At 42.3% G+C, this 21051-nt stretch carries 24 protein-coding genes; 6 read left to right on the forward strand and 18 right to left on the reverse strand.

Annotated elements, in window-relative coordinates; all coding sequences use genetic code 11:
- The first annotated feature begins 39 nt into the window (after nt 1-39).
- From ABG082_RS15640 to ABG082_RS15650, 3 genes are all read left to right on the forward strand, one after another.
- Entirely contained in the window at nt 40-444 is a 405-nt protein-coding gene (locus tag ABG082_RS15640; protein ID WP_007500204.1) for a helix-turn-helix transcriptional regulator, read from the forward strand.
- A 130-nt stretch (nt 445-574) separates the two neighbouring features.
- The gene (locus ABG082_RS15645) at nt 575-976 is read left to right on the forward strand and encodes a transcriptional regulator (RefSeq protein WP_061420173.1); all 402 of its coding nucleotides are present in this window, start codon (nt 575-577) and stop codon (nt 974-976) included.
- 82 nt (nt 977-1058) lie between these two features.
- Entirely contained in the window at nt 1059-1379 is a 321-nt protein-coding gene (locus tag ABG082_RS15650; protein ID WP_007500199.1) for a helix-turn-helix domain-containing protein, read from the forward strand.
- A gap of 81 nt (nt 1380-1460) precedes the next feature.
- Here ABG082_RS15650 and ABG082_RS15655 read toward each other — a convergent pair whose 3' ends face one another.
- From ABG082_RS15655 to ABG082_RS15670, 4 genes are read right to left on the reverse strand one after another with little or no spacing between them, the layout of a single operon-like run.
- Nucleotides 1461-2150, reverse strand: coding sequence for an ABC transporter permease (locus tag ABG082_RS15655; protein ID WP_008347676.1), 690 nt, complete (start codon nt 2148-2150; stop codon nt 1461-1463).
- Between the two features lie 21 nt (nt 2151-2171).
- Nucleotides 2172-3089, reverse strand: a complete 918-nt coding sequence (locus ABG082_RS15660; protein WP_348936240.1) for an osmoprotectant ABC transporter substrate-binding protein — start codon at nt 3087-3089, stop codon at nt 2172-2174.
- A 13-nt stretch (nt 3090-3102) separates the two neighbouring features.
- Nucleotides 3103-3756, reverse strand: coding sequence for an ABC transporter permease (locus ABG082_RS15665; RefSeq protein ID WP_008347681.1), 654 nt, complete (start codon nt 3754-3756; stop codon nt 3103-3105).
- 13 nt (nt 3757-3769) lie between these two features.
- Entirely contained in the window at nt 3770-4918 is a 1149-nt protein-coding gene (locus ABG082_RS15670; protein WP_017359222.1) for a betaine/proline/choline family ABC transporter ATP-binding protein, read from the reverse strand.
- A 269-nt stretch (nt 4919-5187) separates the two neighbouring features.
- On the opposite strand from ABG082_RS15670, the gene ABG082_RS15675 reads away from it, so the two are divergent.
- Entirely contained in the window at nt 5188-5724 is a 537-nt protein-coding gene (locus ABG082_RS15675; protein WP_017359221.1) for a GbsR/MarR family transcriptional regulator, read from the forward strand.
- 55 nt (nt 5725-5779) lie between these two features.
- Here ABG082_RS15675 and ABG082_RS15680 read toward each other — a convergent pair whose 3' ends face one another.
- Nucleotides 5780-6415, reverse strand: coding sequence for an NAAT family transporter (locus ABG082_RS15680; protein ID WP_024719834.1), 636 nt, complete (start codon nt 6413-6415; stop codon nt 5780-5782).
- Between the two features lie 118 nt (nt 6416-6533).
- Here ABG082_RS15680 and ABG082_RS15685 point away from each other — a divergent pair, with 118 nt between their 5' ends.
- Together ABG082_RS15685 and ABG082_RS15690 are read left to right on the forward strand one after the other, a co-directional pair.
- Entirely contained in the window at nt 6534-7001 is a 468-nt protein-coding gene (locus ABG082_RS15685) for a hypothetical protein (protein WP_348936241.1), read from the forward strand.
- Between the two features lie 15 nt (nt 7002-7016).
- Entirely contained in the window at nt 7017-7481 is a 465-nt protein-coding gene (locus tag ABG082_RS15690) for a GNAT family N-acetyltransferase (RefSeq protein ID WP_017359218.1), read from the forward strand.
- 20 nt (nt 7482-7501) lie between these two features.
- Here the strand turns inward: ABG082_RS15690 and ABG082_RS15695 are convergent, their stop codons facing one another.
- From ABG082_RS15695 to ABG082_RS15755, 13 genes are all read right to left on the reverse strand, one after another.
- Entirely contained in the window at nt 7502-7783 is a 282-nt protein-coding gene (locus tag ABG082_RS15695) for a hypothetical protein (RefSeq protein ID WP_008347692.1), read from the reverse strand.
- Nucleotides 7784-8149, reverse strand: coding sequence for a hypothetical protein (locus ABG082_RS15700; protein ID WP_348936242.1), 366 nt, complete (start codon nt 8147-8149; stop codon nt 7784-7786).
- Nucleotides 8146-9543 (reverse strand): hypothetical protein, encoded by a 1398-nt coding sequence (locus tag ABG082_RS15705; RefSeq protein WP_348936243.1) that lies wholly within the window; start codon nt 9541-9543, stop codon nt 8146-8148. Before ABG082_RS15705 ends, ABG082_RS15700 begins: the two co-directional genes overlap by 4 nt.
- Complete coding sequence (locus ABG082_RS15710) at nt 9515-10282, reverse strand: ABC transporter ATP-binding protein (RefSeq protein ID WP_017359215.1); 768 nt, start codon at nt 10280-10282, stop codon at nt 9515-9517. Before ABG082_RS15710 ends, ABG082_RS15705 begins: the two co-directional genes overlap by 29 nt.
- 59 nt (nt 10283-10341) lie before the next feature.
- Nucleotides 10342-10611, reverse strand: coding sequence for a hypothetical protein (locus ABG082_RS15715; RefSeq protein WP_008347702.1), 270 nt, complete (start codon nt 10609-10611; stop codon nt 10342-10344).
- A 280-nt stretch (nt 10612-10891) separates the two neighbouring features.
- Nucleotides 10892-12184 carry a phosphopyruvate hydratase gene (eno, locus tag ABG082_RS15720; protein ID WP_348936244.1) on the reverse strand — a complete coding sequence of 431 codons (1293 nt, stop codon included), beginning with the start codon at nt 12182-12184 and terminating at the stop codon, nt 10892-10894.
- 29 nt (nt 12185-12213) lie between these two features.
- Entirely contained in the window at nt 12214-13749 is a 1536-nt protein-coding gene (gpmI, locus tag ABG082_RS15725) for a 2,3-bisphosphoglycerate-independent phosphoglycerate mutase (RefSeq protein ID WP_017359214.1), read from the reverse strand.
- Complete coding sequence (gene tpiA / locus ABG082_RS15730; protein WP_348936245.1) at nt 13742-14503, reverse strand: triose-phosphate isomerase; 762 nt, start codon at nt 14501-14503, stop codon at nt 13742-13744. Before tpiA ends, gpmI begins: the two co-directional genes overlap by 8 nt.
- 30 nt (nt 14504-14533) lie before the next feature.
- Nucleotides 14534-15718, reverse strand: a complete 1185-nt coding sequence (locus tag ABG082_RS15735) for a phosphoglycerate kinase (RefSeq protein ID WP_017359212.1) — start codon at nt 15716-15718, stop codon at nt 14534-14536.
- A gap of 213 nt (nt 15719-15931) precedes the next feature.
- Entirely contained in the window at nt 15932-16939 is a 1008-nt protein-coding gene (gap, locus tag ABG082_RS15740; RefSeq protein WP_007500174.1) for a type I glyceraldehyde-3-phosphate dehydrogenase, read from the reverse strand.
- Between the two features lie 31 nt (nt 16940-16970).
- The gene (locus ABG082_RS15745; RefSeq protein ID WP_008347711.1) at nt 16971-18008 is read right to left on the reverse strand and encodes a sugar-binding transcriptional regulator; all 1038 of its coding nucleotides are present in this window, start codon (nt 18006-18008) and stop codon (nt 16971-16973) included.
- 288 nt (nt 18009-18296) lie between these two features.
- Nucleotides 18297-19718: an amino acid permease gene (locus ABG082_RS15750; RefSeq protein WP_348936246.1), complete on the reverse strand. Its 1422-nt coding sequence runs from the start codon at nt 19716-19718 to the stop codon at nt 18297-18299.
- Nucleotides 19719-19819: 101 nt separating this feature from the next.
- Entirely contained in the window at nt 19820-21013 is a 1194-nt protein-coding gene (locus ABG082_RS15755) for an ornithine--oxo-acid transaminase (protein WP_348936247.1), read from the reverse strand.
- Nucleotides 21014-21051 lie beyond the last annotated feature (38 nt).

The raw sequence follows: 21051 nt of genomic DNA on the forward strand, positions 1-21051 counted from the left end.
CTAAAATAAGTCATATACTGAAATGTGAGGTTCGATGACATGAATCACTTTGGTGAACAATTACGCATTTTAAGAGAGAATAGAAAGATGTCTGTCAATCAACTCGCCATGTATTCAGGCGTAAGCGCTGCCGGTATTTCTCGGATTGAGAATGGAAAGCGGGGTGTGCCAAAGCCTTTAACCATAAAAAAATTAGCACGCGCTTTGAAGGTGCCTTATGAGGATTTAATGCTGCTTGCCGGTTATATTGAACAGGAAAAAGTGCATGAAATGAAACCGAAATATGAGTCCATATTAAAAATCTATCAAACGGCGCTTCAAAAGGATGTAGAACATCTCCCTATTTTCGATGGAGACCAATGGGAAACACTCACCGCACAAGACATCAGCCAGCTGAATCAATACTTTCTCACGCTCATTAACCAAAAAAAGGCGAACAAATAGCGGGGCATAAACATAAGATACATCCACCATTAACTAATGTCAATATTTTCATGGTGCACTTATTGCCAATAGTCAACAAATCAGGTACACTAGAGATAACTAATCTTTAACCATGTGAGGTTTTGAGTTGATGAACTTCGGTGCATATTTAAGAGCATTACGTGAGAAAAGGAAACTATCGGTGAACCAATTAGCGATGTATTCAGAGGTCAGCGCTGCTGGTATTTCTCGGATTGAAAACGGGAAGCGCGGCATTCCGAAACCTCCTACAATTAAAAAACTAGCAGGTGCATTAAAAGTACCTTATGAGGACATGATGCAGGCTGCAGGGTATATTGAAGAAGCATCTTCTGCCCATGTCATAAAGGAAGAAGAAACGGCTTTTACCCAAATAAGAGAAGCAGCTGAGCAATATGAACTTGATGATCTTGAAATATTTAATGGGGACATATGGTCCACCCTTTCTAAACATGAAATAGAGGATTTAAACCGCTATTTGTTATTTCTACTAAACAGCCGTTCGTCATCGTAAAATGTTTTGATCATTGACAAGCTTTTTGCGCCGATTTTTGACAGAATTACGGTATAATGGGTTCAGATTGGAGTGAAGAAAGATGAATCAATCTGATATGTGCCCGCGGTTTGAAAAAGCAGTTGAGTTATTAAGTAAACGCTGGGTGGCACTGATTGTTTTTCAGCTTCTCTCAGGTTCACAGCGCTTTAGTGAAATCGAAGCAGCTCTGACCAATTTAAGCGGAAGGGTTTTATCTGAGAGATTAAAAGAGCTGGAAGCAGCAGGCATTGTAAAACGGGAGGTTTTTGCTGAAACACCCGTGCGTATTGAGTATTCATTAACTGATATGGGGCGTTCACTTGCACCCGTTTTTGAGGAAATTGCGAAGTGGTCCTCTGAATGGATCACACTTGAATCATAAATTTTTCCTGATGTGAGCCGCCTAATCATGATAAAAAAACCTCCCCTACAGATGTAGAGGAGGTTTTGTCTTTTCAAGCATTTATGCGGACGTCATGTTTTTTTCAGCTAACGCCTTGCTTTCTTTTTTCTTGTTGGTTGGGCTTAAATAGCGTTCAAGCCAGCCCATGACAAGGTCGGCAATAATGGCCATGAGCGCAGTTGGAATAGCACCTGCTAAAATAATGGCTGTTCCGTTTGTCGCGTTTGATCCTCTGATGATGATATCACCAAGTCCTCCTGCACCAACAAATGTCCCAATCGCTGTAATACCGATTGCGATCACAAGTGCGGTTCTTAAACCAGCCATAATGACAGATAAAGCAAGCGGTAATTCAACCATTCTCAGCACTTGCCATTTCGTCATGCCCATCGCTTTCCCCGATTCTAAATAGGCATGCTCAATGCTGACAATACCTGTGTACGTGTTACGGATAATCGGCAGAAGCGAATACAAAAAGAGTGATAAGATGACTGTATTTGCGCCAAGTCCTAATACAAGCATCAACACAGAAAGCATCGCTAACGCTGGAATGGTTTGAATGACATTGGTTATTGCGAACACCCAATTGCTCAGTTTGCGGTAATGCGCCACAAAGATGCCGACTGGTATTCCGACAATTGCCGCAAACAATACCCCATACGCTGACATGAGGAAATGCCGGTAAAATTCTTCTAACACATATGAACCGTTCTGTTGATAATACGCCCATAATTGCTGCAGTGTGTCCATCAGCTCTGACACCTCCCAATCTTACTCAAAGTAATTGTGTTTCTTTAGAAAATCTCTCGCAACAGTCGCTGGTTCTTTTAGTTCTCCATCGACTTGATAATTGAGCTCTTGCATTTGTTCGGTATCGATTTTTCCAATCAACCTATTGATCACCTTATCCAGTCCTGGATTATCTTTTAATACCTTCTCAGGGACAACTGGTGATGCATCGTATGGTGGGAAGAATCGTTTATCATCTTTTAAGATTTTGAGATTATACGCTTTGATCCGGCCATCTGTTGAATAGGCAAGCACAATATCCATTTTTTCATTTTTCAATGCGTCATAGACTAGACCGATCTGCATCGGAAAAGTGCTTCCAAATTCAATTCCGTATGTTTTCACAAACCCTTCGTAACCGTCACCTTTCTTTTTCAGCCAAATATTATCCACACCGAAGCGATAATTTTTGGCATTCTTTTTTAAATCAGAGACTGTTTCTAGGTTGTTTTCCTTCGCCATCTTCTGCGTCACAGCAAAGGCATACGTATTATCAAACCCATAGGAATCAAACCATTTGTAATCATAGCGTTTTTTGAATTCTTTCTGGACGATTTCCATTGCACGCTTTGGATCTTTTTCTGCATCCATTCCTAGCGTACTTGTTAAATCCGTGCCTGTATATCGTGTTGCCGAAATGTCGACATCACCGTTTTCCATTGCTTTTTGCTGCACCGTATTTGAGCCTAAATTCTTCACAATGGTTGTCTTTTTATCTGTGTAATGCTCAATGATGTCTCCCACCATATAGGCCATAATTTCTGATTCTGTAAAGTTTTGTGCACCGATTCGCAGCGTGCCCCCTGAGGAGCCGGCTAGTCCAGGAAGTGAACAGCCACTTATGAATAGCAAGCATCCGGCAAACAGTGCACTGATCCATTTTGTTTTTCGATTCTTCACATGAGCCAACTCCTTATGAAACTTCCTTCAATCCTTTTAAGCCTTCTGGTGTTACTTTTTTCTCAAGCTTCATCAATGTAAGGTCAATGATGACTGCTAAAATAGTGACAGGGATCGCACCCGCAATAATGTATTCCGGCTGGTAAAGCTGAAGCCCAATTAAAATGTAGTCACCAAGACCGCCTCCACCGATAAAAGCAGCAAGTGTTGTCCACCCAATTAAATAAATCGTTGAGGTTCTGACCCCTGCCATAATGACCGGAACAGCAAGCGGCAGTTCAACAAGACGAATTTGTTCCCATGTCGTCATGCCAATCCCTTTACCAGATTCAAGCAAGTTTTTGTTCACACCTTGAACACCGGCATACGTATTTCTTAAAATAGGCAAAACGGAATAGAAAAATAGCGCAACGATCGCAGGTATTTTTCCAACTCCCAAAATAGGAATAAAAAATGCAAGAATCGCTAAACTAGGGAGTGTTTGAAAGATATTCACGACGCCGATGACAAAACCGGCGCCTCTTTTCATTCGTGTAAGAATGACGCCTAAAGGAACGGCCACGATAATGCCTAACACAACGGCAATTAAAGAAATGTATAAATGCTCCCACATTTTTGTGAGGAGTTCCCCACCATTTTTCTCAAGAAAATCGATGATTTGATCCATGTGTACACCTCCCTTAGTTCATTTCAGTGACAGCCTCCGGGGTATCTTCTCCCCAAATAGAGTCATATACGACATCTACAAGACTTGCACGTGTGACGATGCCTTTTAAGTGCCCTTTTGCATCGACAACCGGTACATATTTAATGCCGCGTATTAAGATCTTTCGGACAGTATCTCTAAGAAGTGCACCTTCTTGTACTGTATAAAATTCTGTATTTAAAATATCGCCTACGAAGGCTGCTTTTCTGCGGTTTGCATCGATGGTTTCAATGTCGATATAGCCTTTCAGCACATGATTTTCATCAACGACAAGCAGGGAATCAACCCGCTTTTCTCTCATAATAAAGATGGCATCTGTCAATGTTTTTTCGACGGTAATTGTGACTGGAGATGTGTTCATCATTTGTTCCACACGTTCCATATTCGGATTTGACTGAAGCAGACGTTCTTTCCCGATGAATTCTTCTACGAATTCGTTCACAGGGTTACGTAAAATATCATCTGGCGTGCCCACTTGGACAATCTCTCCATCTTTTAAAATGACAATGCGGTCTGCAAGTTTAATCGCTTCATCCATGTCATGTGTGACGAATACGATTGTTTTATTTAACGTTTTTTGCAGTTTCTTAAATTCTTCCTGCAATGAATCTCTTGTGATCGGGTCAAGTGCTCCAAATGGTTCATCCATCAGGATTAAAGGGGGTTCTGCTGCGAGTGCGCGAAGAACGCCGATACGCTGCTGCTGTCCTCCACTGAGTTCATGCGGGTAACGCTCTAAGTATTCCGGCCCCATGTCGACGAGTTTGAGCAATTCACGCGCTCGTTCTTTTCGTTTTTCTTCCGGCCACTTCAACAGCTTCGGCACAAGGGAAATGTTTTGTGCGATGGTCATATGAGGGAAAAGTCCAATTTGCTGAATCACATAACCAATTTCTCTTCTTAATTGGACTGGATCTTTTTTCATAATGTTTTCTCCCTCGATCAATATGTTTCCTGAGGAAGGTTCAATCAGTCGGTTAATCATCTTCATGGTTGTCGTTTTTCCACAGCCACTCGGTCCAATAAAACAAATAAATTCTCCTTTTGCTATTTCTAAATCAATATTTTTGACAGCTTTTTTTCCGCCTTTATACGTCTTAGATACATTCTCTAGTTTCAGCAAATGAGACACCTCCAATTAGTCGGATATATATTTTCAGAAAATTTACACCTTATTTATTATAGTGCAAACTTTATAAAATAAAAAGTTTACAATGTGTTTGTATTGCATAAGATTTATTTAAAATTTTCAGTTAACAGCCTGATATGTACCGATCCCTCCTTTTTCCTCCAACTTACGAGCAAATACTCAATATTTATTGTTTTCATCAACAAACAAGTATATGATATATTGTGTTACAAATTGTCAGTCGTGAAGGGATGAAGCGGGGAATGGACAAGCAAGCGTTAGGCGCCATTCAAAAAGCACAGGATCATTATATTGAAAAAGCTGCCGAGAACATGAATGCCTTTGGTCTTTCTGCCACAGTGGGTAGAGTGCTTGGTATCATTCATATGAACCGTAAACCAATGACGCTCGGTGAGCTCTCAGAGGCGACCGGCATGAGCAAAACAAGAATGAGTCAAGTCGTTCGAGAAATGCTTGATCTGAATATTGCTGAAAAGGTTTATGAAAAAGGAATACGCAAAGATTTATATGACGTTGAGCAAGATCAATATCAAACCTTTATTTCATTGTTTGCAGCCAATTGGTCACGTGTTGTCAGCAAAAATCGCAAGGCACATAAGAAGACATGCAAGGAATTGCTGGAGCTGCTTGAACAAGATGACCTGCCAGAAGAAACAGTAGATAAAATCAATCTTCTTCTTTCAGAAATCAAGGAAAGTCTCGATTATTATGACTGGATTAGCCGTTTAATTGAGTTCTTTGAAAGTGAAGAAGTATTTCAACATGTGCCAAAACCTTAAAAAAAGCTGTTTTATTTTACAATTTTGTAGAAAAAAACAGCTTTTTTATATACACTTATGACATCAGCATTGGGAACATCCCTTTGATCCCTGCGCCAATCATCTCTACTGCCACAACAGCTAGAATCAATCCCATTAATCGTGTCACGACATTCATCTCTGTTTTCCCCATTTTTCGCATAATGAAACTCGAATAATGAAATGCATAATAGGTCATGGCAAGTACGACTACAATGCCAATAAGAATCGCAAGCAGATGAAGCGTTACTTGGTGGCTTCCTGGCGTTAAGCTCATGACGGTCGCAATTGTACCAGGTCCGGCAATGATCGGAATGGCGAGCGGGGTCACTGAAACATCGGCCTTCTCTTTGCTTTCTGCCTTTTCATCCGAATGAGGGTTTTGAACATGTGATTCTTTTGCATTTAGCAAATTGTAAGCGATACCAAAAATAAAAATACCTCCGGCGATACGGAGTGCATGGATATCAATGCCAAACAATTTGAAAATGAGCCTGCCTGCCAAAAGAAAGGCAATCAAAATCATAAAAGACACAACAATCGCTTTTTTGGCCGTCTGGGAACGTTCTTTCTCAGAATAGCCTTCTGTTAAAGTGATGAAAAGAGGCACGTTTCCAATGGGATTTGAGACAGCAAATAGTGACACAATGACATGAATCATAAAGGAAATCAACAGACACCCTCCTTTTTTCATAGTGTCTGCCAATCTGATGCGAATATTCCCTTGTTCTGTTAAAACCTGGTTTGTTTTAACCGATGATAATAGAGGTTTAACGAAAGGGGAATAGAACATGAAAAAAAACAGCATCACGATCATTGTCTTGTCTGTGATCATCCTAGGTGCAACTGGCTGGATTGTGTGGCAGCAGCAGTCGCTCACCGCGGCAGAGAAAAAACACCAGCAAGAAACCAGAACGAACGATAAGCAGCTGGCACAGTTAAAGTCAGAAGGCACGGATATGAAAGATGAAATCGATGGTCAAAAAAAGGAATTGTCCACCGTCACAAACAAGCTGAAGAAAGAAAAGAAGGCGCATCAAAAAGAAATCAAACAGCGTAAAGCGCTTGAATTGAAAATAGGCCAGCTTCAAAAAGAACTGGCATCAGCGAAAGCAACGGCTCAAGCGAATAAGCAGGCAGCACAAACGACTAGGAAAACAACTGTCAAAAAAGACCCAAATGTCACCCATCATCCTCCTTCTCAATGGGTGCAGGATCAATATGATTGGGGTGTTAAACAAGGGTATATCAAAGAATAGAGAGGATGAAATAATTTGATACAGATTCGGCCATTGTCTCATGATCAATCTGTCCCTATGGATCTTTTACTATTAGCTGACCCTTCAACTGAAAAAGTCCTTGCCTATGTACAATCTGGTTCTTGTTATGTTGCTTTTCATAAACAGGACATGATTGGTGTGTATGTTCTGACGCCACTGTCTCAGCAGACAGTGGAAATCATGAATGTCGCCGTGAAGGAGTCATGGCAAGGTAGAGGAATTGGGAAGCAGCTGATCCGCCATGCTATTTCAGAAGCCAAGGCAGCTGGCTTTCATACAATTGAAATTGGCACAGGCAACTCTAGTATTCAGCAGCTCGCCCTTTATCAAAAATGCGGTTTTCGCATGGCGTCTATCGATCACGATTTCTTTCTGAAGCACTATGATGAACCGATTTATGAGAACGGTATTCAGTGTATGGATATGGTGCGGTTGTCACTCGTTCTTCAAGCAGACTGACTTCATTCAGCCTGCTTTTTTTATGTTCTGCTCTTTTTCACTGCATGAATCACATATTGAATCAAGAAGTAGAGAGCGGCGCCCGCTAAAAAACAGACCACGCACCCAAAGAGCGTTGCCTCTGAGCTGAATTGATACTGTTCAATTTTCATGATATAAAATGGCATACCAAATAGAGTTGGACTTGATTCAACATGATGAACCTCTAGCAGCATTAAAAATACTGGCGTCATAAACACAGCAAACACATAAAGCATCGCAAGCGTTAAACCGCTAGAAAACGAATGAAATACTTTAACCATTTAGTTCTCTCCTTTCATCTCTTTTAAACTGGCGATGATATTTTTCCCGTCTGGGCAAGCTGGATGCAGCATCACTGTATTTAATAAAGAAAAAAGCAGCAATGGATGCGTCACTGGATGCCCCCACATGAAGAAAAGCACACCCGAGCAGATCACTGGAAACACAGGACCTGCAAGTGCGACCATCATATTAAAACCCGGCCGTGAAAATTTCTCATGGACAATCGACACGTGCTTCCAATCGATCATCACCACATAATCAAAGATGGGTTTTTTTTCGATTTTGTTGCACACCATCACCATCAGGATATGTCCGAGTTCATGAATGAGCACAACGGCTATTAAGCAAAATAAAAGCGTCATCATCGCACAATCGGCCTCTTTAGCATGGCAGCATATATGAAGATGAAGAATGCGGCTGAACAAGCCATATAGGCAGTTGAGAGCAGCTGGGTATTTGCAGAAAGCCACTGGACTAAAAGCATATCCAACATACTAAACACAGCAATCATCATCACGATCACAAACAGTTTATTAAAATCACTAATCTTCACGACAAACCCGACACATGCCGCCATGACAGTGATCAATAAAATGGACAAACTCGCCAAACCGTGCCCTTCACTTTCAACCCCAATCATGAAATAAGCAAGCCCGATATAGACAAAATAAATCAATACATTCATTGTGTAATAAAATAAAATTCTTGATAATAAATAGGCACCCTTTGATGTATTTAACATAAAAATGGCTCGCTGATGGAGATGATATTCCCTGCCAATCATGAGCGGTAGCATAATAAGGATCTCCTTTAAGGCAAACTGCACAATAAAAGTAAACAGCCAGCCAGTCTCTGCCGGAGTAAAGATGAATGGGAGACCTATCGTGAAACAGACAAGAAACAGGAACAAAATACCTTGTTCTTTAAACACAGCTGATCGGCTAAAATAAACAAGCTCCTGCCGCAGATGTGTGAAAAATGAAGAATCCGATCTGATTTTTTGGTAAGAAAACGACTTCACCTCTACCTTTAGCTGCAAAAACATCCGATTGACATAACAAGCCGCCAAGCCCTTCAGCCAAAACCACCCTGCACATAGGAAGATCATCAGAAATACAAGATAGATAGACGACCATACGTGAATCATCTCAACCGCTTTTTGAAAAAGAAGAAACACAAAAGCACCGAGCGTCACAAATCCAATCGTTTGCAGCAGTAAATGCTCTTTTGTTTTTGATATAAAATGGCTCACACCAATTCGTATCAGCATCCAAGAAGCAAGCGTATACAGCGCCAATCCACAGCAAGTGATCCCTACCACAATGATCCAATACAAAGATAGTGTAACGCCGCTAATGATCAGTCCTAATAGGATGGGTAAAAAAAGCAGACCAATCATGATGAAACAAAACAGCACTGGAAAGAAATACACACAAAGGACAAATGAGACACTTTGCATCGCACTATTCAAAAAGAAGAACTGATACTCTTGACGCTTCATTTTATGACGGGAAAAGACAATACCTGCTCCCAAAAGCAGCAGGGTCATTTTCACAAATTGAAGGTATAAAGCAACTGGTTCGCTCTCCCCTACTTGCATAAAAAAACGCAGGCTCATGACAACGTATATGGCGTAGATCAGCAATAAAAAAACGGCTGCGGCGAGAAGCTGCAAAGGATATTTTTTGCCGAGCTGCTTGATTTTCGTTGTGAGCATGCCCCATTCTATTTTATGAAGAACGTGTCGTGTCCAAGTCATTGAGCAACCTCTCCACCTGCATATAGTAATCTTGATTCACTTCTTTATAAATATCCTCAAGTGCTTGATGAGGGAATGTTTTGTTTGTTTCTTGACGTGACATATCCAGCTTGATATCACCGTTTCTTAAGATCATGAGGTGATCATACAATGTCTCACCAAAGCCCAAATGATGGGTAGAAATGAGAATGCCTGCGCCTTGATCTCTCAGCTTCATGAGCACCTTTTTTAAGATGATCATCATATCTGGATCAAGTCCATTTGTAGGCTCGTCGAATACATAATAATCACAAGACCTAAGGAGCTGTGAAATGATTTGGGTTTTCTTTTGATTGCCATGAGACAGCTGGGCAATTGGCTGATCCATATAAGGTCTCAGCTCAAACAGATCGACGAAGGCCTCTTCTCGAGGTCCATTTCGTTTGTCTGGAAGCTGGAGTAAATGAAAATATTCTCTCGGCGTTAAATAATCAAACAAAGCATGATCATCAGGAATATAGGAAACATGTTCTTTCAAAAAGGAGATATGTGCTGAGGATTGAAAATTCAGCTGTTTACCATCTAAAGAGACAACACCCGTAAATGGTGTCAGGCCAAACATAGACTGAATCATCGTGGTTTTTCCTGCCCCATTATGCCCCAAAAGCAGAAGCATACGTCCTTTCTCTACATTTAACTGAATATCGCGGAGAGAAAAGGTGCGGCTATACGTTTTTTCTGTTAAGTGTAATGTCAGCATCATGTCCCTCCATTTATTTCAGATAGAACAGATGACCTCGCATCTGTTCTCACCATTTGTTAGAAGCCGCATTTGATTTTAATATACAGGCCTAAAAACTTGAACTCTCCTAAAAATTTCGAGCCTTTTCCAAATGTTTTGCATGCCCAAATCAAAGCTGCAGCTGTCACAATGCCTAAGATAGCGGCAAGGACATAAATCCAAAATGCATTTTTCTGTACGTTCTTAGAAGTTAGAATTCGTTGCTTCCTTTCATCATATGCCGCCAGTAGGTGAAGGACATACATGTACACGCCTACTGGAAAACGAAGGCTAAAAGGATTCAGCATCTCATCACCCCCCAATATATGTAAAATGATACCACCCCCATGTAAATAGCATAAGTTCAATTCAGATCATATTTTTAGAAGAGTTTTCATGATTTATTGCTTATAAATCGTCAAGCTCATCGTTTCGCCTCTGACTGAAGGATGATTTTTTACAAAAATAGGATATGACAAAGGAAGCAGAGCCTATTCGCTTGAGCCAGCTTTGCGTCTTTATTTCAACATAAAAAAAGCGCTGCGATACGCTCTTTTCAAAAGAGCGCACGCAGCGCGTTACTTTACATTACTTATTCAAGTTGTAGAATGTAGCAATGCCGTGGTATTGAGCTGTTTCAGCCAATTGATCTTCGATGCGAAGTAATTGGTTGTATTTCGCCACACGGTCCGTACGAGACGGAGCACCTGTTTTGATTTGTCCAGCGTTTGTTGCAACTGCAATGTCTGCAATTGTGCTGTCTTCTGTTTCACCAGAACGGTGAGAGATAACAGCTGTATAGCCTGCACGTTTCGCCATTTCGATTGCATCAAATGTTTCAGTTAATGTACCGATTTGGTTTACTTTGATGAGGATTGAGTTACCAACGCCGTTTTTGATTCCTTCAGAAAGCTTCTTCGTATTTGTTACGAACAAGTCGTCTCCTACTAGCTGAACCTTGCTGCCAAGACGCTCAGTTAATAGTTTGTGACCTTCCCAGTCGTTTTCATCAAGGCCGTCTTCGATTGAGATGATTGGGTATTTAGTTACCATATCTTCATACCAGTCAACCATTTCAGCAGATGTTTTCACAACACCTTCACCTGATAAATGATATTTACCGTCTTCTTTGTTATAGAACTCAGAAGATGCAGCATCCATCGCAAGTTTCACTTCTTCACCTGGTTTGAAACCAGCTTTTTCAATCGCTTCTACGATTGTTTGAAGTGCTTCTTCGTTAGAACCAAGGTTTGGAGCGAATCCACCTTCGTCACCTACAGCTGTGTTTAAGCCTTTTGCGCTTAATACAGATTTCAGGCTATGGAAGATTTGAGCGCCCATGCGAAGTGCTTCACGGAAGTTCGGTGCACCTACAGGCATAATCATGAATTCTTGAATGTCTACGTTGTTATCCGCATGCTCTCCACCGTTGACGATGTTCATCATCGGTACTGGAAGCGTTTTGGAGTTGAATCCACCAAGGTATTGGTAAAGTGGAATTTGTAAGAAATCAGCAGCCGCACGCGCTACAGCAATAGATACGCCAAGGATTGCGTTTGCGCCTAATTTCCCTTTGTTTTCAGTTCCGTCAAGCTCGATTAACATTTTGTCAATCGCTACTTGTTCAGTGACATCAAAGCCTAAAAGCTCTGGTGCAATGATTTCATTTACGTTGTTTACAGCTGTTAGAACACCTTTTCCAAGGTAACGGTCTTTGTCTCCGTCACGTAGTTCTACTGCTTCATATTCACCAGTAGAAGCACCACTTGGTACTAGTGCACGGCCAAAGCCGCCAGATTCTGTGTAAACTTCTACTTCAACTGTTGGGTTACCGCGAGAGTCTAATACTTCGCGTGCATATACGTCAACAATGTATGGCATCGTTATTTCTCTCCTTTTGAATCAATTTGTTATTTTTGAATCAATGATGTTCCTGTCATCTCTTTTGGTTTTTCAAGTCCAAGTAAGTCTAAAAGCGTTGGAGATAGATCAGCTAAAATGCCGCCTTCTCTAAGCGTCGCACCTTTTTTCGTTACGATGACTGGCACAGGATTCGTTGTATGTGCAGTATGCGGCTTTCCTTCTTCAGTAATGAGCACGTCTGCGTTACCGTGGTCTGCCGTGATGATGGCATGTCCGCCTTTTGCTAGGATTGCGTCGACTACAGCTCCTAAGCACTCATCTACTGCTTCAATGGCTTTGATTGTTGGCTCAAGCATACCTGAATGCCCCACCATATCTGGGTTAGCAAAGTTCAGAATGATCGCATCATGCTTATCAGCATTGATGTCTGCAACAAGTGCATCCTTTACCTCATAAGCGCTCATTTCTGGCTTGAGGTCATAGGTTGCGACATCTGGTGAATTGATTAAGATGCGGTCTTCTCCAGGAAATTCTTCTTCACGTCCACCGCTCATAAAGAACGTCACGTGAGGATATTTCTCTGTTTCAGCAATCCGCAGCTGCTTCAATCCATTTTGAGAAAGTACTTCTCCTACTGTGTTATCCAAATTCACTGGTTTGAAAGCCACATAGCCATCTACCGTTTCACTGAAGTGTGTGAAGCAGACGAAGTGTAAATCCTTCGGATGTGCTTCCCCGCGGTCAAACGAGCGAAAATCTTCATTTGTGAATGTGTTTGAAATTTGAATTGCACGGTCTGGACGGAAGTTATAGAAAATCACAGAGTCGCCGTCGTTTACTTTTGCAACCGGCTCACCATTTTCTCTCGTAATGACAGATGGAATAACGAACTCATCGTAGATTCCATTTTCATAGGAGTCATCAACGACATCATAGATGTTTTGATAACTTGGGCCTTCACCATACGCCATCGCGCGATATGCTTTCTCCACACGATCCCAGCGCTTGTCACGGTCCATTGAGTAATAGCGTCCAGAAAGTGTTGCGACTTCTCCGACACCGATTTCTTTGATTTGTTCTTCAAGCTGTTTTAAGTACACTTTCGCTGTTTTCTGACCAACATCGCGTCCGTCTAAGAAGCCGTGAATGTATACTTTTGTTAAGCCTTCTTTTTTCGCTAGTTTCAGCAAGGCAAAAAGATGCTGGATGTGGCTATGCACACCGCCGTCTGACAAGAGACCGAATAGATGAAGGGCCTTGTCATTTTCTTTTGCATAAGTCATTGCATCTAGGAACGTTTCGTTTTTCTCAAATTCCCCATCGCGAATGGCAACATTCACTCTTGTTAAGCTTTGGTACACGATGCGTCCTGCACCGATGTTCAAATGCCCAACTTCAGAGTTCCCCATTTGACCTTCTGGGAGGCCCACTGCCTCACCTGAAGCCGTTAAGGTTTGATGCGGGAATTCGTTCCAGTAGCGGTCGAAGTTCGGTTTCTTTGCTTGGGCAACAGCGTTACCGACTGTTTCGCCTCTTAAACCGAATCCATCTAAGATGATTAATGCAGCTGGTTTCTTACTCATATTGACCTTCCTCCAATAATTGAACGAAAGACTGAGGTTCTAAGCTTGCGCCGCCTACCAAAGCACCGTCAATATCGGATTCTGCCATATATTCTTTAATATTCGCAGGTTTCACGCTTCCGCCATATTGAATGCGAAGGCTGTCTGCCGCTTCTTGACCAAATTCGCTTGCAACAGTTTGGCGAATGTGCGCACAAACATCGTTTGCATCTTTCGCTGTAGAAGATTTACCTGTACCGATCGCCCAGATTGGCTCATAGGCAATGACAGATTCAGCAACTTGCTGCTTCGTTAAACCAGCTAGTGCTTTCTTCACTTGATCAGCGACAAGTTCATTTGTTTTGCCTGCTTCACGCTCTTCAAGCGTTTCACCTACACAGATGATTGGAACGATGCCATGCTTGAATGCAGCATGTGCTTTTTTGTTCACTGTTTCATCTGTTTCAGCGAAGAATTCACGGCGCTCTGAATGACCGATCACTGAGTAGCCGATGCCAAGATCTTTAAGCGCAGCAGGGCTGATTTCGCCAGTGAATGCACCGTTTTCTTCAAAGTGCATGTTTTGCGCACCAATTTTAAGGTCTGTTCCGCTAGAAAGGCTGTTCAGCTTTTCAAGGAAAAGGGCTGGTGCACAGACAATAGATTCCACTTTGTCAGGAGATGGAATAGATGACTTGACTTCTTCAACGAAGCTTACAGCTTCGCCAAGTGTTTTGTTCATCTTCCAGTTCCCAGCTATAATTGGTTTTCTCATGATTGACACTTCCTTATAGCAGTTTTGGTCTTATTTATCGTTTAATGCAGTCACACCTGGAAGTTCTTTGCCTTCCATAAATTCAAGTGAAGCGCCGCCACCTGTAGAAATATGGCTCATCTGATCGGCAAGACCAAATTTCTCAACAGCTGCTGCTGAATCTCCACCGCCAATGACAGAATATGTATCTTTCGCTTCTGCCAGTGCTTCTGCGATTGCTTTTGTTCCTTTAGCGAATGCATCGATTTCAAATACACCCATTGGTCCGTTCCAGACAACAAGTTTGCTGTTTTTAATGACATCAGCATACTTCTCTCTTGTCTCTGTTCCAATATCAAGTGCTTCTAGATCACTTGGAATTTCAGAGATTGGCACAATGCTTGTATTCGCATCATTTGAAAAGTCGTCGGCTACCAGAACATCTGTTGGAATCAGGAAGTTCACGCCTTTTTCTTTTGCACGGTCCATAAAGGATTTCGCTAAATCTACTTTGTCTTCTTCTAATAGAGACTTTCCTACTTCGTGGCCAAGTGCTTTGACAAATGTATAAGCAAGTCCGCCGCCGATGATCAGGTTGTCCACTTTATCAAGAAGACTTTCAATTACACCGATTTTATCCTTTACTTTTGCGCCACCGATAATCGCTGTAAATGGGCGATCAGGGTTTGAAATGGCTTTTCCTAGAACCTCAAGCTCTTTTTGCATGAGGAAGCCTGAAACAGCCGGAAGATACGCTGCAATACCAGCTGTGGATGCATGTGCACGGTGTGCAGCACCGAACGCATCATTGACATACACATCGGCTAAATCAGCAAACGCTTTTGATAATTCAGGATCGTTCTTTTCTTCACCAGGATAGAAACGAACGTTTTCAAGCACTAGCACATCTCCTTCTTTTAAGTCAGAGATTTGCTTTTTCACGTTGTCGCCGTAAGCTTCATCTGCTTTTTTCACTTCTTGTCCAAGAAGCTCTTGCAGACGTTTTGCTACAGGTGTCAGACGCAGTTCTTCAGTAACTTGACCTTTCGGACGACCCAAATGACTAGCTAGTAGTACCTTTGCGCCTTGTCCTGTTAAATACTCAATCGTTGGTAATGCTGCGCGAATACGAGTATCATCCGTCACTTTTCCGTCCTTCATTGGAACGTTAAAATCTACGCGGCAGAACACAACTTTACCTTTTACGTCAATGTCTTTTACTGATTTCTTATTCATGCTCGTCAGGAGATCCTCCTTTATTCTGGTTTCCTTACGCATTGGACAAGTCTCTCTTTATCCTTTTCCCATTTTGCCCTCATCAAAACGAGAAATCGTGCAGAACGGATAAATACAGAGAAAAAGGGAAAGGGATGCTTCCCCTTCCCTTGTCCGTCTTCATTATATCGTGTCTCTAGGAAAGAACCAAGTGAGTTCCTTCAGTGTGAGAAATTAAAGACCTTGTTTTGCAATGTAAGCTGCAAGGTCAACAACGCGGTGAGAATATCCACTCTCGTTATCGTACCAAGAAATGACTTTCACCATGCTGCCTTCCATTACCATTGTAGAAAGAGCATCGATTGTTGAAGAGTTTGCATTACCATTGTAGTCACCAGATACTAATGGCTCTTCGCTGTAGCCAAGGATTCCTTTAAGTTCTCCTTCAGCTGCTTCTTTAAGTGCTGCATTTACGTCTTCAGCTGTCACATCTTGATTTAATTCAGCAACAAGATCAACTAAAGAAACGTTAGGTGTTGGAACACGCATAGCGCCACCGTTTAATTTACCTTTAAGTTCAGGCAATACAAGTGAAACAGCTTTCGCAGCACCTGTAGAAGTTGGGATGATGTTTTCCGCAGCTGCACGAGCACGACGGTAGTCTTTGTGCGGAAGATCAAGAATTTGTTGGTCATTTGTGTATGAGTGAACAGTTGTCATCATACCGCGTTTGATACCAAATTTATCGTTAAGTACTTTTGCAAATGGAGCTAAGCAGTTTGTTGTACAAGATGCATTAGAGATGACATCGTGGCTAGCTGCATCGTATTTGTCTTCGTTTACACCCATAACGATTGTGATATCTTCTTCGTTAGCAGGAGCAGAGATGATGACTTTTTTAGCGCCAGCTTCTAAGTGTTTAGCAGCGTCTGCACGTTTAGTGAAGAATCCAGTAGATTCAACAACGATTTCTACGCCTTGTTTACCCCAGCTTAATTTCGCAGGGTCACGTTCAGCTGATACTTCGATTGTTTTACCGTTCACTACTAAGTTCGTACCGTCTACAGAAACCTCTGCATCTAGTTTTCCGTGAACAGAGTCATATTGTAAAAGGTGTGCAAGCATGTTAGCGTCTGTTAGATCGTTAACCGCTACTACCTCAACTTCAGGATTGTTTAATGCTGCACGAAATACGTTACGTCCAATACGTCCAAATCCGTTAATACCGACTTTTACTGCCATGATGTTTCCTCCTTTTATAGGTCACAATGTTTTATATTGAGGGATCGATTGACTCCCTTAATAACTCTTTTGCGGCTCCTTCGTCTGTGACGAGAACCGTTCGGCGGGGTTTTTTGAAATAAGCTTCAATGGCCCCTGCCTTTGATGATCCACCAGCAACAGCAATGATGTGTGGAATGCTTTCTAAATCATCTAGCTGCATGCCGACGGAGTGCACTTTGTGGACGACCTCGCCATCACGATTAAAGTAATAGCCAAAAGCCTCTGTCACTGCGTCATGCTCATCAATCTTTTTTAAATCTTCAGCGGGTGTGTTTCGTCTCATCGCCATTGTTTTTGCTTCACCGATTCCATGAATGAGCATCGTGGATGATTTAATCGTTTGAAGCACTTCTTTGACGGACGGCTCTTCAATAATGGAAGAGTAAGCACCTTCTGACAGCTGTCCTGGAACAAACAGCAGTTTGTAAGTACCGGAAGCTTTTTCAGCCATGTGGGCACAAATGGTGTTTGCCTGATTTTTTACATTCTCCCCAAGACCGCCTCTCGCAGGGACAAACATCATGTCTCTGTTTTTGGCATCAGGGGTCATCATTTCGGCAACAGCTTCCATCGTCGTTCCGCCAGTGACGGCGACGATATTATTTCCAGTAAACCTTTTTTTCATACATTGAACAGCAGCTCTTCCCATTTCTTGCTTCACCCACGGGGATTCATCGCTGTCACCAGAAACGATGATGACTTCTTCCAGGCCTAATTTCCTCTTTAATGTATTTTCCAAAAAGGTTAAACCTAAAACGTCCTTCATCATTCCTTCAAGCATTTCAAGCAAAGCATGACCTTCAGTCGTCAGCATCATACCGCTCGTTTTGACATCCAGCAGATTTTGTTCCTTTAAGAACTGAACTTCAGCTCTTAAAATACGTTCACTCAGACCAAGACTTGTCGCAAGACTTCTGCGACCAATTGGTTCAGCTAATCTGATGTACTGCAAAATGTCGTAGCGCTTTTGCATAACTGTGAGAAGATCTGGTAATAATTTTTTTTGAGCTTCCAATAAACGATTCATGGCTAACGACCCTTTCTTTTCACGTTGGACTAAAAACGTCCCACTGTGACAAAAAACGTCCCGCCACAGCCAAAAAAAATCAATCCCTGCTTTCTTTAATTATTTTAACAGGATAATCTTGCATTTTCAACTCTTACAAACACATTTAGACAAAAAATAGACACATTTTGACCGATAACCTGCTTGTCATCTAGCTTTCCGCTATTTTATTTTTTTCAAACTATTTATTTTCTTCTATATTGAATGCATTTGTCTTTGAAAAGGTGCAGGCGGTCAAAAGCCGCCTGCTTATGTTTTCGGTATCGTTTCTTTCTCTTCATTAAACCGTTTCGCATCTTCCTTCGGTTTAATCTTGAGGTAGTAAATGATGTAGCAGGCGGCCATAAATGGAACTCCGCAATAAAGACCAATCCGCTGATCCTCAATAAAGAATAAACTGATAAGAACAATGCCAAATGCGATAAAGCCTGCTAATGGCACAAATGGATAAAAAGGCGTTCGGAAGACAAGATCCTTTACATCTCCGCCCTCTTTTATGAATTGCCTCCTAAAGAAGTATTGGGATAAACAAATCGACATCCAAACCACGACAAGCACCATACCCGAAATGGAGATGAGCCAGACATATACCGTTTTTGCTGCTACAACACTCGTGAGCAGTGATAGAGCAGATACACCCATTGTTACCAATAAGGCATTGATCGGGATTTTACGTTTGGATAATTTTTTCGTGAAAACAGGTCCTTTCCCGTCTTTTGAAAGCGCCCAAAGCATACGTGATGATGCATATAATCCAGAGTTCGCTACAGATAAGACGGCTGTAATGATAATAAAATTCATGATATCTGCAGCGTATGGTATGCCGACCTTGTCCAACACCACAACAAACGGACTATCCACCGCGCCGGCGGTCTGCCATGGCAGAAGCGCTGCAAGAATCGCAATCGATAAAACAAAAAAGACCATCGTCCGCCAAATAATATTCCGAATAGAGCGTGGGAGTGTTTTTTCTGGATTTTCACTCTCCCCTGCTGCAATCCCTACAAGCTCTGTTCCTTGAAAGGAGAAATTGACTGTGACCATGGTTAATAAAATCGCAAAAAGACCATTAGGAAAAAGGCCGCCATGATCCGTCAAATGACGAAATAGAGGGGCAGGTTCCCCACCTTTCAAGTGAATCATTCCGAAAATTGCGCCAATTCCAATGATAATAAACAATAAGATTGCAGCCACCTTGATGGCCGAAAACCAAAACTCTGTTTCAGCGAAGCTGCGTGCCGAGATGGCATTGATGGAAAATAAGATGACGCTAAAGGCAAGACACCAAAGCCAAACAGGGATATCTGGGAACCACCTTTGGAGTAGAATACCTGCTGATGTAAACTCAAGTCCAATCGTACACGCCCAGCTAAACCAATAGAGCCAGCCGATCATAAAGCCCGTGGATGGACCAATATACTTCGTGGCATACTCCTGAAAAGAACCAGCTGTCGGCATCGCCACAGCTAATTCACCAAGACAGAGCATCACCAAATACATGAGCAATCCGCCAATGATAAACGAAAGAATGGCTCCCCCTGGGCCTGCCTGATGAATAATGAGTCCTGACCCAAGGAAAAGGCCTGTTCCAATGACCCCACCTAAGGCAATCATAAAGAGATGTCTACTTTTCATGGAACGCTCTAGTTCATTATGCTGTTCTGGCTTCAAATCCGCTTCCCCACTTTCACTCTTCTATTCATCAACCTTTGACAAAATTCGCCGTTCATTGAAAGAGAAAGGGAGAATTTGAAGGCTTCTCCCTTGATCATTTATGCTTGAAATAACGCTTCGATATGAGCGATTGCCCAATCCAAGTCTTCTTTTGAAATGGTGAGCGGCGGTGCAAATCGAATTACTGTCTCATGGGTTTCTTTGCATAACAGCCCGGCTTGCTTGAGCTTCTCGCAATAGGGTCTAGCTGCCTCAGTCAGTTCCATTCCAATAAATAGTCCACGCCCGCGTACTTCCTTAATGACAGGACTTTGAATGCGTGACAGTTTGTCTTTGAAATATTCCCCAAGCTCCAATGAGCGCTCGGCAAGCTTCTCGTCGATTAAAACATCTAGTGCAGCTAGCGATACTGCGCACGCAAGAGGATTCCCGCCAAAGGTAGACCCGTGAGATCCTGGGTTAAACACACCTAAAATATCACGATTTGCTACAACACATGAGATCGGGAATACCCCGCCGCCAAGTGCTTTACCAAGAATCAGCATATCCGGCTCAATGCCTTCCCAGTCGCATGCAAACATCTTGCCAGTCCGCGCTAATCCCACTTGAATTTCATCTGCGATCAATAACACATGTTCCTTCTCACAGATCGCTTTTGCCTCTTTTATAAAGCCCTCGGGCGGCATGACAATGCCCGCTTCCCCTTGAATCGGTTCAAAGAGAAAAGCTGCTGTTTGCGGAGTGATCGCTTCGCGTAACGCCTCAATATCTCCATAAGGGATGAGCTTTATGCCCGGAAGCATCGGACCGAAACCTCTTTGATATTCTGCTTCCGAAGAAAGTGACACAGCCGTCATTGTACGACCATGAAAATTCCCGGTACATGCAATGATTTCTGCCCGATTCTCTTCGATACCCCTGACATCATAGCCCCATCGTCTCGCTGCCTTTATAGCCGTTTCCACAGCCTCTGCTCCTGTATTCATCGGCAATGCCATCTCTTTATTCGTTAATTTGCAAATCTTCTCATACCAAGGACCAAGCTGATCATTATGGAAGGCCCTTGATGTGAGTGTCACACGGTCAGCTTGTGTTTTAAGCGCTTCTATAATGCGGGGATGGCGATGTCCTTGGTTCACTGCAGAATATGCACTGAGCATATCCATGTAGCGGTTGCCCTCAGGATCAGTCACCCACACTCCCTCAGCCTCTGAAATCACAATTGGCAACGGATGATAGTTCGCCGCACCGTATTGTTCTGTTTGATGAATCAATGCTTTTGTCTGTGTCATCGTGTATTCCTCCTTCTGTAAGCTTGCCTCTTTTTATG

This window comes from Bacillus sp. BS1807G30 (assembly GCF_040047675.1).
Taxonomy (GTDB): Bacteria; Bacillota; Bacilli; order Bacillales; family Bacillaceae; genus Bacillus; species Bacillus altitudinis.